The organism is Legionella pelazae (assembly GCF_052527395.1).
In genome coordinates, this window is the sequence record NZ_JBNVZS010000005.1 from 62,297 (window position 1) to 77,925 (window position 15,629).

A 15,629-nucleotide genomic window follows, 5' to 3' on the forward strand; every position below is an offset into this window, starting at 1 on the left:
TTCTCCCTGAACTTAGATAAGGATAGAATCAGTATTCCTTTTTTATATTTATTATTAATATTTAAGCCTACGGTAGGTATAGGTAGTTATGAATTTTGCTACTTTAAGCTTAAATATTATTTTTAGCTTTTGGTTATTTTATTGTAAAGTTATTTGTTTTTTGTGGTGGTACATCACTTTCACTTTGTAAGACATTAGAGCTTAAAGGGGTAATCGAAGTCAAATTTAATAATGATAACTCAATTTCGTCGTCTTCCCCTGAAGCTAAAGGAACAAGCCCCTTTTGATGCATTGTCTGATGTGAACTAGCGAAGTCATTGTCAGCAACTTCTAGATTATTAGTTAAATTAAAACCATCTATATTTTGCTCAGCATCGCTATTCTTCCAGTCTTTGTATTTCTGTACACCCTTTTGTATAAGGTTTTGTATAAGGTCTATAAATTTTTCCAGCATGGCGGGCAAGAACGTAAGAGCGATAGCCCCAACAGCTATACCAAATAGAGTAATTGGGCCAACAAATGGCAAGCATATTATAATAATAAGAGCCAACATTAGTAGCCAACCAATGTAATACTCTTCATCATCTTCATCCTCTTCTTCTTCAAGAGCACTACTTTGAGTGGTGGCTTTAGGTAGGTTATCCTTATCAAAAAGATCACTATTTTTCTTTACAGAGTTATCAAGTTTCTCTTCTGTTACTGGGTTTAGGAAATTTTTAATTTTTTTAAAATATCTTGATACATAAGATAAATTCTCTTCCTGAGAAATATCATCTGATAAGGTAGATTTAGTTTTAAGTTCATTAGTAGGCATAATATCTCTACATAGCTTATTACAGATCTAGGCAATGATAGAATAAAATCATTAAGAAAATCTTAAGAATATAATTATTAATCTAATTTTAAAAACTTTACTCAATTAGTTAATTTTAGGGATTTTTTGAGGTAAATATTCGTTAACTACTAGATAAAATTGATCTATAATGCTTATGTCATTTTAGTTTTAATTAAACGCATAAGCATTATTATTACTTTAATTATTAATTAATTGCTTGAAGAAACTAGATAAATTATCTAAATTTATCATTTCGACTTCTTCTTTATTTCGTGCTTTATACTCAACGGCCTGTTGTTGTAAATGGCGCTCACTAATAACAAGTCGATGCGGTATCCCAATTAAATCACAATCAGCAAATAAAACGCCAGGTCGCTCGTTGCGATCATCTAAAAGTGTTTCAATACTTAAGCTTAATAACTCTTGATAGAGTTTTTCAGTCATTTCAGCTACAGCAGGTGAGCGATGGCCGTTAATAGGAATAAGTACTACTCGAAAAGGAGCAATGGGTTCTGGCCAGATTATTCCACGATCATCATGATGTTGTTCAATGGCTGCGGCCACTACTCGGCTAATACCAAGCCCATAACAACCCATGGTTAATGTTTGTAATTCACCTGCTTCATTAAGTACTGCAGCATTCATCGCTTTGGCATATTTATCGCCTAATTGAAAAACATGGCCTACTTCGATACCACGGCAAGCATATAACTTGCCTTGACCATCTGGACTAGGATCACCTTCTTTAACTTGTCTTAAGTCGTAGGCAATTTGATAAGATGCATCTCGATTCCAAGCTGCATTAATGAAATGTTTATTAGCTTGATTTGCACCACACACGAACGATGTAAGCGCTAGTGCATTATAATCTACAATAGCTGGAATTGAGAGATTAACAGGGCCTAAGGAGCCAACAGGTGCGCCTAAGGTAGATTCAATAATTTTGTCGTCTGCAAACCTTAGAGGCGATTTAATAATTGGATGTTTACTGGCTTTGACTTCATTTAGTTCGTCATCACCACGTAAAACTAAGGCAACTAAAGGATGAGTTGTGCCTTCTACAATCAACGTTTTGACAGTTTGTTCAGGTGTAACATTAAGATACTCTGAGATTTCTTTAATCGTCTTTTTACCCGTGGTATCAACGAGCTCCATTTCCTGAGTTGGCGACGTTGTAGCAGGAGGTGGGGCTAAACTTGTTGCTTGTTCTATATTGGCCGCATAATTACTTTTATCACTATAGAAAATAATATCTTCACCTGAATCAGCTAACACTTGGAATTCATGCGATGCGGAGCCACCAATAGCGCCGGTATCTGCTTCTACAGCCCGATATTTTAAACCTAATCGATCAAAAATCCGGCAGTAAGTTGCATACATTGCATCATAAGTTTCTTGCAGCGATTCCTGAGTTAAATGAAAAGAATAGGCATCTTTCATAATAAATTCTCTGGCACGCATTACACCAAAACGCGGACGAATTTCATCACGAAATTTTGTTTGGATTTGATAAAGATTAATGGGTAATTGTTTATATGATCGTAACTCATTTCGCATTAAGTCAGTAATTACTTCCTCATGAGTAGGCCCAAAGCAGTAGTCTCTACCACTATTATCTTTCATGATTAGCAATTGTCCGCCAAAGGTGTCCCAGCGACCTGTTTCTTGCCATAATTCAGCAGGCTGTATTGCCGGCATTAAAACTTCTATGGCGTTAGCGCGGTTCATTTCTTCTCTAACAATTTGCTCAACTTTTTGTAGAACTCGCAGTCCAAGCGGTAACCAAGTATATAAACCTGATCCTAACTTGCGAATCATTCCTGCTCGCAGCATAAGCTGATGTGATACAATTTCAGCGTCACTGGGCGTTTCTCGCAGCGTAGCTAAAAACCATTGAGATGTGCGCATATTAGTTCCTAATTACAATCAAATTGCTCATTATATATGTATTATTTCTAATTTGCGATTTATCATTTTTATTCTTATTTAAGGACGCGGTAAAATAAAAGTGAGCCTATTAACTAAAGATAAAGTGAATACATTCAGTTTAATCCAGACATTCTGTAAAGTTGCACAACATTGTAATTTTACCACAGCAGCTAAAGCATTAAATATTTCAGCTGCTGCGGTAAGTAAACAAATTTCTCTGCTAGAAAAGGAACTAGGCACTGCTTTGTTTGAACGGACTACTCGTAAAGTAACTTTAACAGCAATAGGTGAAATGTATTATCAAGAGGTACAAAACATATTAATTTCATTAGAGCGGGCAACTAGTATGGTGGCTAAATCTAAAACAGAGCCCTCTGGATTAATTCGGGTTAAAAGTGCTCGCTTTTTTGCCGAACAAATAATAATACCGCGTATGGTAAGTTTTAAAAAAAAGTATCCTAAAATTACCCTGGATTTACAAATTGCAGAGCAAGTTCCTCATTTATCTGCTGAGGATTTAGATGTTGTTTTTGGTATGTCCATGACAGTTGCTTCTAATTCTATACAAAAGAAAATCGGCACCACTCGTTATGTTTTTTGTGCATCAAAAAGTTACCTTAAGCAATCTGGAGTACTTAAAAAACCAGCTGATTTAACAAATCATGCTTATATAACACATAGTATGCGGGCCCCAAATGATTCTTGGACCTTTGCTAATGGCGAGACTATTTTCTTAAAACCGAGTTTATTTTTAAATGATGCAACAGCCATGGTTGATTGCGCGCGTCAAGGATTAGGCATTATTGCCGTACATGCTTATCAAGTCAAAGAAGCACTGGAAAAAGAGGAATTAGTAGAAGTATTAACGGGCTATCCAATGCCAACAATACCTGTGTTTATTTTTTATCACCCAGCTCGTTTTATGCAGCCAAAAGTAAAAGTTTGGGTTGAAGCCATGATTAAAGATATTACTTTCTAGCAGAGTCTGTAAATTGTTTAGGTAAGTAGTATTAAGCTAATCTTTGAAATTAAGCAGTTTATTAAATTCTAAAATACCGTAGTTTATCTACGGTATTTACCCTATTTATTAGCATATTAATTATATTTAAACTGTAGTTTTAAGTTCTTTAGCTTGTTCTATAATAGGACGTGTTTTATGAACTAACATTTTGTCACTGGTTTTTCCTAAGCGGGTGATATAATTGGAGTAATCATCAAAATTAACCCGGCCACTTTCAACATCATAAATTGCACCCACGATAGCAATTTTTTCTTGTTCGATTAATAACTTAATAATTTCGCTGTCTTGATAGATTTGATGCATCGTGTTAGCAATATTTAATGCAGTAACATTAGCAATAAATTTTTTATTTTGGCCTGTTCTATCTTCTTTAGTTTCTACTTCAGCATTAATGGCCGGTTTAATTTTCGCTAAAAGCTGCGTAATATGACCTTTCTCAACATTATCGCAGGCAGCTTGAATAGCGCCACAGCGAGTATGCCCTAGTACGACAATTAGCTTCGCTCCAACAACATGGCAGGCGTACTCAATACTTGCTAAAACATCTTCATTAACGACGTTTCCAGCTACACGTATACAAAATAGATCGCCGAAACTCATATCAAAAATAGTTTCTACCGGGACACGTGAATCAATACACCCTAAAACAACAGCCATAGGATGTTGTGTTTGCGCTGTATATTTAATATCCAGTTTGGAGATGCGATGAATACGGGTATCATTTAAAAAGCGCTGATTACCTTCTTTTAAAAGAGTTAACACTTCAACAGGTGTTAAAGTAGCTTGTACATCATAAGTTGTTACGGTAATAAAATCGATGTAATTATGAATATCATAATGGTTCTTAAAACCAATTAAGTTTAAAGAAATATTCCTAAGAGGAGCTTGTTCTTGTTGAAACTCTTTAATAAGCTCAATAATTTCTTTATCAATATAATGAGCGTAGCGTGCATCGATAATAAGCTGAGAATTATCTGGTATTGAGTTAAGCTCAGCTACTAAGGAGGCTTTATTTAAAAAAGTTATCTGCTGAGGCAAGATAAGTCTGTTAGTAATACCATTTGGGTAAACTTCTTTAATGATATCTAAGCGGGCCTGGCTATTGGTTTTTAGGATAAAAAATAAGCTAATAGCTAAGCCAATTAAAATACCAGCAAGCAAATTAAAAACAACAATGCTGATTACAGTTGCTATAAATGGAATGAATCGATCTAAACCTTGAGCGAAGATTGACTTGTAAATTGCAGGCTTAGTTAGCTTATAGCCTGTAAATATTAAAATCGCAGCAAGGGTAGATAGAGGAATCTTATTGAGCCAACCTGGGATTAATAGCACCGCAAAAAAGAGTAAAAAGCCGTGTAAAACAGCCGCCATTTTTGTTTTTGCGCCAGCTTGAATATTGACAGAAGTGCGCACAATAACAGATGTAATAGGTAGACCGCCAATTAAGCCAGAAATAAAGTTACCAGTTCCCTGGGCAACTAACTCTTGGTCCTTACCCGCTATTCGCCTTTTTTTATCTAATTTTTCTGAAGCTTTCACATTAAGTAAGCTTTCAAGGGAAGCAACAATTGCAATAACAAGTGCATATAAATAGACTTTCGGATTGTTCCAAGCTGACCAATTAGGGGACTGCAATTGGCTGAAGAAGTCAATAAATCCATCATTTTTAGGTATATTTACTAAATGAGGGTTATTTTGAGTTAGTGTTGAGCCACTGATAAGAAAGAGTTCATTAATTAAAATGCCAGCAATAACTACAATAATAGGAGCTGGAATACCACGCAAAAATTTCAATTTAGTTTTTTCAAAATAAATTAAAATTGCAAAGGAAATCAAAGAAATAATCGCCGCCCCTTCATTAATATGTTGTGAAAACTCGTAGAGGGGGCTAAAAGTAAAGCCTTCGGTCGTTTCTAATAAATGACTCTGCAACTCTTTAAGATCTTTTGATAGAGTAAAGGCCAATGGAATTTGTTTGATAATTAACAAAATACCAATAGCACATAAAAGACCCTGGACCACATTGGATGGTACGTATTCAATGATAAAGCCTGCACGAAATGTACCTATAAGGCCTTGGATAAGACCTGCTAATGTTAACGCTAAAAGAAATGTCTGAAAATCGCCTAGCTGCGTGATTGCGGTTAAAACTACTGCTGCCATTCCTGCTGCAGGCCCACTTACGCTTACCTGCGAGCCACTTAATAAACCTACGACAACGCCCCCAACTATACCACTTACAATACCTGAGAAAAGAGGAGCGCCTGAAGCAAGAGCAATCCCTAAGCAAAGAGGAACGGCCACCAAGAAAACTACTATTGCAGCAACAAAATCAAACTTGAAATGCCTTTGTTGATAAATTCTTGCTTTTCGATAAGTTGTCATTACAGCATCGTTCATAGTTATTTTGTTAATTAATTAACCTTGTGAGGATACTAGCTCAAATTGATTAATTTGTGAATCTTTACAAGAGAGAAATATTTCTTAACTTGATCGATAAAGAGAAAAGGAAGTTTTATTAATGACAGTTTAAAGGAAAACAATCAGTTAAATATGTGAGCTACAAAAATCTTTACTTTTAGTTTTTAAGAAACTATTTTTTGTCAACAAGCGACTCTTATAAATTTTGTCTTGCCAACTTCCTCTGTTATGTCCGCGTAGGCGGGCGTCCATGTGGACTGTGGCAGTGATTAAAACGCCGTAATTTTTAACCAGTTATCTTCAGTGTTTTAATTTTAGCAATTGTGTTATTGGCAAGATGGATACCCGCCTGCGCGGGTATGACAGGATTTTTTGGTATAGGCGCTAAGACTTTGGTCACACCTGCGAAAACTTCTATTATATCTGCCTGTTATTATATCTGTCTGCGACATTTCTTTGTCTTACCCAACTTCCTCTGTCATGCTTGCGTAGGCGGGCATCCATGTAAGGCTGCAGCATTGAATAAAATATTGTAGTTTTTAAATGGCGGCTTTCGGTAATTTATTTTATCTATTGATTTGTTTGCAAGATAGATACGCGCCTGCGCGAGTAGGCATTGTTGCGTGGATAATGAATGTCTTTCCCGCGCAGGCGGGAATCCATCTAAAAATTAACATCCGTGCTAATTGATGAATAGATCCCCGCCTGCGCGAGGATGACATAGGATTTGTGGATGACACAGAATTCTCGGGATGATATAGGATCATTTTTGGTTATAATTAATTCTCAAATTTATCCACGCGACAATGCCGCGCAGGTATGACAGGGTTCTTTTGGCATAGCCGCCTGCAAAATAAACCAACTGATACTATCAAGCCCTTTAAAGTTAGCTTTACAATGACTTATGCTTTTTTATCTATTTGATCGCAAGGAGTTGTCCGCTACGAGAGCATGAATGATAGGTATTTTGTGTGCATGACAGAGAGCTATAATTGTCACAGAGTATCTATATGGATAATATTATATTGTTTAACCCTTATTATAAAATTATTCTGTTTCTAATGTCTCAAGCTCTTCCTCAAGAAAAACGGGATTTTCTAGCTCTTTTTTATTTAACAATTGGCTTTCTAAGTTTTTAAATTGCCATAAAGTCTGATCCATTAACTGACTTGGTTTAACACTCTGTAAGGCATGTAGAATGTTACTAGGTATTTTAGGATTGTCTTTTGCAAGTTCATCAATTAACTTACCTATACGTTTGCGTGCTAAATTTTCTTGTGAACCGCATAATGTACAGGGAATGATTGGATAATTTTGTTCATTGGCATAAGTGATGATATCGCGCTCTTGTACATAACATAAAGGCCGAATAACAATATGTTTTTTGTTATCACTTAATAGTTTAGGAGGCATAGAGCGAATATCACCATTATAAAGAATAGACATCATTAAAGTACGGATTAAATCATCTCGATGGTGGCCTAGAGCAATTTTGTTAAACCCATTTTCCTCCGCATAACGGTAAATAATTCCTCGTCGCAACCGCGAGCACAAGGAGCAATAGGTTTTTCCTTCAGGAATTTTCTCTTTAACAATGCTATAAGTATCACGGGTTAGAATTTCATAAGGGATTTTCTTATCTTTAAGCCAGGCATGGACTTTACTATCATCCCAACCTGGCTGCGCCTGATCAAGCGTAAAAGAAAATAGTTCAAATTTGTGATTTGAGCGCTGCTTTAATAAATGCAGCAATGTTAATAAAGTAAATGAATCCTTACCGCCTGAGAGGCAAACCATGACCCGGTCGTCTCGTTGAATCATATTAAAATCAGCAATGGCTTTGCCCGTGTAGTGCAATAATTTCTTTTCAACAGCTGTTGGATTAAATACCATATTAACAACCTAATATAATGATAAAGACTAAAATTTCGTCCTGCTTTAAAAAATTTTTACTTCGATTTTTTATTTATGTAGAACATCTAAATTGCCAAGAATAGATAAATAAAAGCCTGCATATTATAAAGACAGGAATAATTATAATAAAAAGCTACCGCCTCTAGGCGCGCTTTTCTAAAACAGTCTTAAGCTCTCTTGATAAGTAAAAAAGAAGAGTAATTATAAAGAGTTTTGATTTAAATTGCATCAGCTTACCGATTTTAAATAAGGTGAGTGCAATATCAAAGAGATAATCTATCCTTTATGGCGCACTTACCTTATTAGATAAAAGGTCATTTATAGGACATATGTAGCTTTTAAGTTTCTTTGTTCCTTGTTTTTTTGTTCCCTGTTTCTTTGCTCCTTTAAGCTTTACATGTATGATTTTTTTGACGATGCGCTTACTTTTTAGTTTGCCTCTTCGAGGTAGTGGCGGAGGGAATCGACTAATCCGCATAGTGGCCAACCATGAATTGACTTCTTCTAAATCATTTACATTTAAAGTGCCTGCTAAGTATTTAAGATTTAAGGTCGCAATAATTAAATTATATTGATCTTCTGCCAATTGGCGTTGTGCCTCAAATAATCGTTGCTGAGCATTAACCACATCAACCATAGTACGTGTCCCAACTTGAAATTGAGCTTCTGTACTTTGCAATGTATTGCGTTGAGAAATTACGGTTTGTCTATCTGCTTGAACCTTACTAATTCCATCAATAATGGTATTAAAAGCAATTCGACTATTAACAACAACATCACGATAAATTCTTTCTAGGCGCTCACTGGCTGCTTGAAAATCAAATTGGGCCTGCCTTGTTTGAGCAACAACGAGACCACCCTGAAATACTGGAAAATTTAAGGCCAGGGCAATATTAGAATTTGTGGTCTTTGAAGGAGCAAAAACATTTCCACCGCCACCATTAACATCGTTATGGGTTTGAACACTGTTGGCTTGAATGGCTAAAGTAGGCCAGCCGCCTGAAGCTTGAGCGCGTATATTTTCTCTTGCAGCCTGTAAGCTGTATTTAGCTGCATATAAATTATAGTTTTGTTTAAGACCGACATCGACCCATTCATTAATATCATTTGGCTCAGGCCGAATAAGCGGAATTCGGCTGTCTCTTAATGGCACAAGATAAGCATAGACATGATTCGTTAATTTACGCAAATTTTCACTTTGATTTTCTAAATTATTGCGTGCCGTAATAACTTGAGCAACTGATTGATCGTAAGCTGAGCGAGCTTCATAAACAGAAGTAATAGCATCTAAACCTACCCGGAATCGTTCTTCCGCCTGTTCAAGTTGGCGTCTATTAGCTCGTCTTTTTGCTTCTGCAAATGTTAAAGTATCTCTAGCTAGTAAGACATCAAAATAAGCTCTAGCAGTACGTAACATAAGATCTTGCGCAGCATTGTTAAAGGTTGCTTGAGCTGCCTTAACTGTTGCTTTTGCTTGTTGTACAAGCGCCCAGGCTTGAAAATTAAATACAGCCTGTGACGCATTAATCTGCCATTGGTTACTATTAAAAGTTTGCTCAAAATTAGCATTGGCTGTTTTTGTTTCTATAACATTTCTACTAACTTGAGCTCCCACATTAAGTTGTGGATAAAGTGCTGAACGTGCAATGGGTATAGATTCACTTGTAGACATATAAGTACTATAAGCTTCTTTAAAAGTAGGATCATTTTCTAAAGCTTGTTGATAAATATCCATTAAGTCTGTTGCGTGCAATTGACCAGCAAGGCAGATAGTAAATAGCAGAAACAGCATTTTTTTCATGCGAATGCGTCCTAGAAAATAAATTCTTTAGGCTTTAATCTGTTAATTAGAGGTGGGATACAAGTTTCAAAAAGTAAATCTTGGGTCCATACTCCATCTAATCCTAAAGTAAAGAGCATCGCTTGCATTACAGGCTCTTTACCAATAATGGCAAAAATTCTACCGCCAGGTAATACCTGTAAACGCAGCGTATCAGTCATAGTGGTAATTGCACCAGTCATAACAATGACATTATAAGGTGCCTTATCAAGCCATCCGTTATAACCATCACCTGTAATTAATTCAACATTATTACACTGATGGCGTTTTAAATTAACAGCAGCCATGTCTATAAAATCTTGAAAGTAATCAACGCTGATTACGTTCTTACATAAATTGCTTAATAAAGCTGTAAAATAGCCTGTTCCTGTACCAATTTCTAGAACAGTTTCATCTTTTTTAAGCTGCAGCGCCTGTAAAATTCTTCCTTCTTCTAAAGGGCTCATCATCCGTTGCTCATGGGCCAAAGGAATTTGCATATCAGAATAAGCAAATTGCTGCATTGCTCTTGGAACAAATTCATCACGGGGGAATTTATCATACAGTTCTAAGATATTCTCATCAAGAACATCGCCTGTTCTAAGCTGCTGCTTAATCATATTAATACGTGCATTTTGACTAATCATTTGTGAAATACCATTACACGAGTCAGATAGGTTAAAAGGTTGCGGTCATTTTAGCAAGAATTGATTGAAGGTGCGATTGATTCATAAAAGATTTGTAAACGATTTATCATTTAATAGTGCAGCTGTGTAAAATTTGTTATTATTACGGCAATTTTTGATTTCATTAGGAGCGCGCGATGCAAGAGCGATTTCTGGACCACTTGCAAGGTGAGTTAAATAGTCTTAAAAATGAAGGCTTATATAAGAATGAGCGAGTCATTACTAGCCAACAACAAGCAAAAGTTCAAGTTCAAGATGAAATAGTGATTAATTTATGCGCTAACAATTACTTAGGACTAGCCAATCATTTAAATTTAATTCATAAAGGGCAAGAGGCATTACAAAAATATGGCTATGGCATGGCGTCTGTTCGCTTTATCTGTGGAACTCAAACGCCTCATAAAGAGCTAGAAAATAAGATAAGTCGTTTTTTGAATAAAGAAGATGCCATTCTTTACTCCTCTTGTTTTGATGCCAATACGGGTTTATTTGAAACATTATTAGGTCCTGAAGATGCCATTATTAGCGATGCTTTAAATCATGCCAGTATTATTGATGGCGTTCGTTTATGTAAAGCAGCTCGTTTTCGTTATGCTAACAATGACATGCGTGATCTGGAAGCACAATTAATTGCTGCAAAAGATGCTCGTTTTCGCTTAATTGCCACTGATGGCGTTTTTTCAATGGACGGTATCATTGCTAACTTACCCGCTATTTGTGAATTAGCTGATAAATATGATGCAATGGTTATGGTTGATGATTCTCACGCTGTCGGCTTTATGGGCGAAACAGGTCGAGGTACGCCGGAATATTGTGGTGTCTCAGACAGAGTCGATATTATTACAGGTACTTTAGGTAAAGCATTAGGTGGGGCTTCAGGTGGTTATACAGCAAGTCATTCTCTTGTTATTGACTGGTTACGTCAGCGTTCTCGACCCTATCTATTTTCTAATACGTTAGCGCCTGTTATTGCAGAGACATCCATTGCTGTTCTTGATTTATTAGAAAATTCTAACGAATTATTATTAAAACTAAAGCGTAATAGTGACTATTTCCGTAAGGGTATGACTGAACTTGGATTTAATTTAGTTCCAGGTGAACACCCAATTATTCCTGTTATGCTTGGTGATGCAAGTCTGGCAGCGAAGATGGCTGAGCTTTTATTACAAGAAGGCGTCTACGTGGTTGGATTTTCTTATCCAGTTGTCCCTAAAGGAAAAGCACGGATTCGAACTCAAATGTCAGCAGCTCATGAATTAGAACATTTAGACCAAGCGTTAGGAGCATTCTCCAAGGTAGGAAAATTACTCAATGTGATTAAGTAAGGGTATAAGCGCTTGTTTGCTGTACGAATAATAAGCGATTTATAAATTTTCCCAAAAGTTTTAACGATACTTAGGAGGCTCATGAAATCATTAGTAAAAGCTAAACGTGAACCTGGAATTTGGATGCAGGATGTGCCGGTTCCTGAGTATGGCGTAAATGATGTTTTAATTAAAATTCATAAAACTGCCATTTGTGGTACAGATATCCATATCTACACATGGGATGATTGGGCGCAAGCAACTATTCCTGTACCCATGACTGTAGGTCATGAATTCTATGGTGAAATTGTTGCGCTTGGCCGTGAAGTAAAAGGGCTAGAAATAGGACAGCGCGTTTCTGGTGAAGGCCACATTACCTGCGGTATATGTAGGAATTGTCGTGCTGGTAAGCGCCATCTTTGTCGTAATACTCTAGGTGTTGGAGTAAACCGGCCAGGTTGTTTTGGTGAATACCTAGCACTACCTGCAACTAATGTTTTGGCGCTCCCTGATAATATCACTGATGAACAAGCCTCCATTCTTGATCCTTTTGGTAATGCTACGCACTGTGCACTGGCGTTTGATGTGGTGGGTGAAGATGTTTTAATTACAGGTGCCGGTCCTATTGGTATTATGGCTGTTGCGATTGTTAAACATATTGGTGCTCGTCATGTGGTTATTACGGATGTCAATGACCATCGCTTAGAGCTAGCTCGTCAAATGGGTGCTACTCGTACTATCAATATAAAATATCAATCAATTGCTGAAGTGGCAAAAGAACTAGGTATGTTAGAGGGGTTTGATGTTGGTCTTGAAATGTCGGGTAATCCTATGGCATTAAACGATATGGTTAAAGCAATGAATCATGGTGGCCACATTGCCATGTTAGGTATTCCGCCTCAAGAAACACCTATCGATTGGAATCAGGTTATCTTTAAAGGATTAACTGTTAAAGGTATTTATGGGCGAGAGATGTTTGAGACATGGTATAAAATGATTGCTATGTTGCAAAGTGGCCTAGACATATCGCCTGTTATTACCCACCGTTTTCACCTTGATGACTATCAAGATGCTTTCCAAATTATGGCTTCAGGTCAATCTGGTAAAGTCATATTAGATTGGTCTTAGTTTCATTAGTCCAAGCATGCTTTTGAAAATTTATTGAAAAGAGCAGTAGGCAGTGGGGTTGAAAGTTACTCATTTGTATTTTCTAAGTAGATGTAAAAAGTTATGCTTGTTCTAAATAACCCATCGAGAGGTGTGTGAGGCCTTGTATAACAACATACTTTAGTTTATGTTCTGCACCAATTTCTTTAAAGAATGGAGTATTCATGTCGCAATATATTTACACAATGAATCGAGTCAGTAAGGTAGTAGATAATCAGCGAGTAATTCTTAAAGATATTTCTTTAAGTTTTTATCCAGGGGCAAAAATTGGTGTCTTAGGTTTAAATGGTGCTGGAAAATCGACTCTATTAAAAATAATGGCAGGCGTTGATCAGCAATTTAATGGTGAGGCAAGACCACAGCCAGGTATTAAGATAGGTTACTTAGCCCAGGAACCTAAGTTAGATGCAACTAAAACTGTTCGTGAAGTTGTTGAAGAAGGCGTTGCTGAAATAAAGAATAAGTTAAAAGAATTTGACGAAATCAGTATGCGCTTTGCTGAACCTATGAGTGATGAAGAAATGACAACATTACTTGAAAAGCAAGGGCAGTTACAAACTGATATTGAAGCCTGTGGTGGTTGGGATTTAGAGCGCAGACTTAATGTCGCTGCCGATGCGTTGCGCCTACCCGATTGGGATGCAAAAATAAGCCATTTATCAGGTGGTGAATTGCGGCGAGTAGCACTTTGCCGATTACTTTTATCTAATCCAGATATGTTATTACTTGACGAACCTACGAACCATCTTGATGCTGAAAGCGTTGCTTGGCTTGAGCGTTATCTGGAAGAATTTCCCGGTACAGTTGTTGCTGTAACGCACGATCGTTATTTTCTTGATAATGCTGCACAATGGATTCTTGAACTAGATAGGGGCGAAGGTATTCCTTATAAGGGTAATTATACTGCTTGGCTTGAGCAAAAAGAGGCACGGCTTGCTATGGAAGAAAAGCAACAAGCTGCTCATCAACGTGCAATTAAAGCTGAGTTAGAGTGGGTTCGTACCTCACCTAAGGGTCGTCATGCTAAAAACAAAGCGCGACTTGCTCGATTTGAAGAAATGAATTCAAAAGAATTTCAAAAAAGAAATGAAACTAATGAACTTTACATTCCACCAGGCGAACGCTTAGGTGATTTGGTTATAGAAGCTCATCATATTCGTAAAGCATTCGGTGATCGTTTACTTATCGAAGATTTAAGTTTTCAATTTCCTAAAGGTGGCATATTAGGAATTATTGGTCCTAATGGCGCTGGTAAATCAACTTTTCTTAAAATGTTAACAGGCCAGGAAAAGCCTGATAGTGGCGAGATTCGTATTGGTGAAACTGTTGATCTGGCTTACGTTAATCAAACCCGTGATCATTTGGATGACAATAAAACAGTTTGGCAAGAAATATCAGATGGACAAGATATTATTCAGGTAGGTTCATTTCAAATGCCGTCTCGAGCCTATGTGAGTCGTTTTAATTTTAAAGGAGCTGATCAACAAAAGAAAATGTCGCAGTTATCAGGCGGTGAGCGTAACCGTGTGCATTTAGCAAAATTGTTAAGGCGCGGTGCTAATGTCATATTACTGGATGAGCCAAGTAATGATTTAGATGTTGAAACCTTGCGATCGCTTGAAGAAGCTATATTAAATTTCCCTGGCTGTGTTATTGTTGTTTCTCATGATAGGTGGTTCTTAGATAGAATTTGCACTCATCTTATGGCTTTTGAAGGGGACTCCCAAGTAACTTTTATTGAAGGTAATTACAGTGATTATGAAGCAGATAGAAAAAGACGATTAGGGGATGATGCTAATAGGCCGGCAAGAATTAAATATCGTCGATTAAGTGCTTAATCTTTAATGCCGTAAATAGGAATCATTGTAGGACAAAGTTTGGTCTTCTACACTAAGGTGTCTTAATCATTTATCCTGTAGCGGAGATTATCATGAATAAGTTGTTTTGGGTGAGCTTAGCTGCCTGTGCTGGACTTTCAAGTTGCGTTGAGTATTATGATGAATCAACGTTAGTTACGGATGATAATGGTTATGTACATAGGACAACACATTATTTACGTGATAAGCGAGGGCGGGAACATTTTCCATTACAAATACCGGCTACAGGAAGGAAACGGTTTATTTTTGACCCTAAGGCCTATGCGTGGGCAGCTTATGATGCTGAAGGTCATCGCGTAATGACAGGCAGTGCTTCTGGCGGAAAAGATTTTTGTGAAGATGTAGGACAATCTTGTCGCACTGTGACCGGTACTTTCCGGGTTTACAATAAGCGAGGTGCTGATTGTCTCTCTGGGGAATATCCGGTAGAAACCACAGGCGGTGCTAAGATGCCATATTGTATGTATTTTCATCAAGGTTATACAATTCATGCAGCTTACGAAGTACCCTATGCGAATTCGAGCCATGGATGTGTTCGTGTCCTACCTAGCGCTGCAAAATGGTTAAATGAGGAATTTATGACACTTGGTACTCAGGTTACTGTCCTTCCTTATGCTGATGAGAGCAGGTAATCTACGTAAGTGATCAGCCCC

Annotated in this window: 11 protein-coding genes; 5 read left to right on the top strand and 6 right to left on the bottom strand. The window is 37.1% G+C overall.

The features are described 5' to 3' along the window. Window positions 1-133: 133 nt before the first annotated feature. A complete protein-coding gene (locus tag ACQUW5_RS07205; RefSeq protein WP_444990552.1) occupies window positions 134-814 on the bottom strand; it encodes a hypothetical protein in 681 nt (226 codons plus the stop codon). 219 nt (window positions 815-1,033) lie between these two features. Continuing rightward, window positions 1,034-2,743, bottom strand: coding sequence for a proline--tRNA ligase (locus ACQUW5_RS07210; protein ID WP_444990553.1), 1,710 nt, complete (start codon window positions 2,741-2,743; stop codon window positions 1,034-1,036). 124 nt (window positions 2,744-2,867) lie between these two features. Between ACQUW5_RS07210 and ACQUW5_RS07215 the strand changes: the two genes are divergently transcribed. Continuing rightward, a complete protein-coding gene (locus ACQUW5_RS07215) occupies window positions 2,868-3,743 on the top strand; it encodes a LysR family transcriptional regulator (protein ID WP_444990554.1) in 876 nt (291 codons plus the stop codon). A gap of 126 nt (window positions 3,744-3,869) precedes the next feature. Here the strand turns inward: ACQUW5_RS07215 and ACQUW5_RS07220 are convergent, their stop codons facing one another. From ACQUW5_RS07220 to ACQUW5_RS07235, 4 genes are all read right to left on the bottom strand, one after another. Continuing rightward, complete coding sequence (locus ACQUW5_RS07220) at window positions 3,870-6,173, bottom strand: bifunctional SulP family inorganic anion transporter/carbonic anhydrase (protein ID WP_444990555.1); 2,304 nt, start codon at window positions 6,171-6,173, stop codon at window positions 3,870-3,872. Window positions 6,174-7,256: 1,083 nt separating this feature from the next. Then, on the bottom strand, window positions 7,257-8,102 hold the full coding sequence (gene ttcA, locus ACQUW5_RS07225; protein WP_444990556.1) for a tRNA 2-thiocytidine(32) synthetase TtcA: 846 nt from the start codon (window positions 8,100-8,102) through the stop codon (window positions 7,257-7,259). A gap of 304 nt (window positions 8,103-8,406) precedes the next feature. Next, complete coding sequence (locus ACQUW5_RS07230; RefSeq protein WP_444990557.1) at window positions 8,407-9,924, bottom strand: TolC family outer membrane protein; 1,518 nt, start codon at window positions 9,922-9,924, stop codon at window positions 8,407-8,409. Between the two features lie 11 nt (window positions 9,925-9,935). Continuing rightward, entirely contained in the window at window positions 9,936-10,589 is a 654-nt protein-coding gene (locus ACQUW5_RS07235; RefSeq protein ID WP_444990558.1) for a protein-L-isoaspartate O-methyltransferase family protein, read from the bottom strand. Between the two features lie 176 nt (window positions 10,590-10,765). On the opposite strand from ACQUW5_RS07235, the gene ACQUW5_RS07240 reads away from it, so the two are divergent. The 4 genes from ACQUW5_RS07240 to ACQUW5_RS07255 all read left to right on the top strand — a co-directional run bounded on the left by ACQUW5_RS07240 (window position 10,766) and on the right by ACQUW5_RS07255 (window position 15,608). Continuing rightward, window positions 10,766-11,953, top strand: coding sequence for a glycine C-acetyltransferase (locus tag ACQUW5_RS07240; RefSeq protein WP_444990559.1), 1,188 nt, complete (start codon window positions 10,766-10,768; stop codon window positions 11,951-11,953). 81 nt (window positions 11,954-12,034) lie between these two features. Next, window positions 12,035-13,060, top strand: a complete 1,026-nt coding sequence (tdh, locus tag ACQUW5_RS07245) for an L-threonine 3-dehydrogenase (RefSeq protein ID WP_444990560.1) — start codon at window positions 12,035-12,037, stop codon at window positions 13,058-13,060. A 203-nt stretch (window positions 13,061-13,263) separates the two neighbouring features. After that, on the top strand, window positions 13,264-14,937 hold the full coding sequence (gene ettA / locus ACQUW5_RS07250) for an energy-dependent translational throttle protein EttA (RefSeq protein ID WP_444990561.1): 1,674 nt from the start codon (window positions 13,264-13,266) through the stop codon (window positions 14,935-14,937). A gap of 92 nt (window positions 14,938-15,029) precedes the next feature. Next, a complete protein-coding gene (locus ACQUW5_RS07255; protein ID WP_444990562.1) occupies window positions 15,030-15,608 on the top strand; it encodes a L,D-transpeptidase in 579 nt (192 codons plus the stop codon). The last annotated feature ends 21 nt before the right edge of the window (window positions 15,609-15,629 follow it).

Coding starts and splice junctions, on each gene's coding strand:
- ACQUW5_RS07205 (WP_444990552.1), bottom strand. CDS start 814: ATGCCTACTAATGAACTTAAAACTAAATCTACCTTATCAGATGATATT.
- ACQUW5_RS07210 (WP_444990553.1), bottom strand. CDS start 2,743: ATGCGCACATCTCAATGGTTTTTAGCTACGCTGCGAGAAACGCCCAGT.
- ACQUW5_RS07220 (WP_444990555.1), bottom strand. CDS start 6,173: ATGACAACTTATCGAAAAGCAAGAATTTATCAACAAAGGCATTTCAAG.
- ttcA (WP_444990556.1), bottom strand. CDS start 8,102: ATGGTATTTAATCCAACAGCTGTTGAAAAGAAATTATTGCACTACACG.
- ACQUW5_RS07230 (WP_444990557.1), bottom strand. CDS start 9,924: ATGAAAAAAATGCTGTTTCTGCTATTTACTATCTGCCTTGCTGGTCAA.
- ACQUW5_RS07235 (WP_444990558.1), bottom strand. CDS start 10,589: ATGATTAGTCAAAATGCACGTATTAATATGATTAAGCAGCAGCTTAGA.
- ACQUW5_RS07240 (WP_444990559.1), top strand. CDS start 10,766: ATGCAAGAGCGATTTCTGGACCACTTGCAAGGTGAGTTAAATAGTCTT.
- tdh (WP_444990560.1), top strand. CDS start 12,035: ATGAAATCATTAGTAAAAGCTAAACGTGAACCTGGAATTTGGATGCAG.
- ettA (WP_444990561.1), top strand. CDS start 13,264: ATGTCGCAATATATTTACACAATGAATCGAGTCAGTAAGGTAGTAGAT.
- ACQUW5_RS07255 (WP_444990562.1), top strand. CDS start 15,030: ATGAATAAGTTGTTTTGGGTGAGCTTAGCTGCCTGTGCTGGACTTTCA.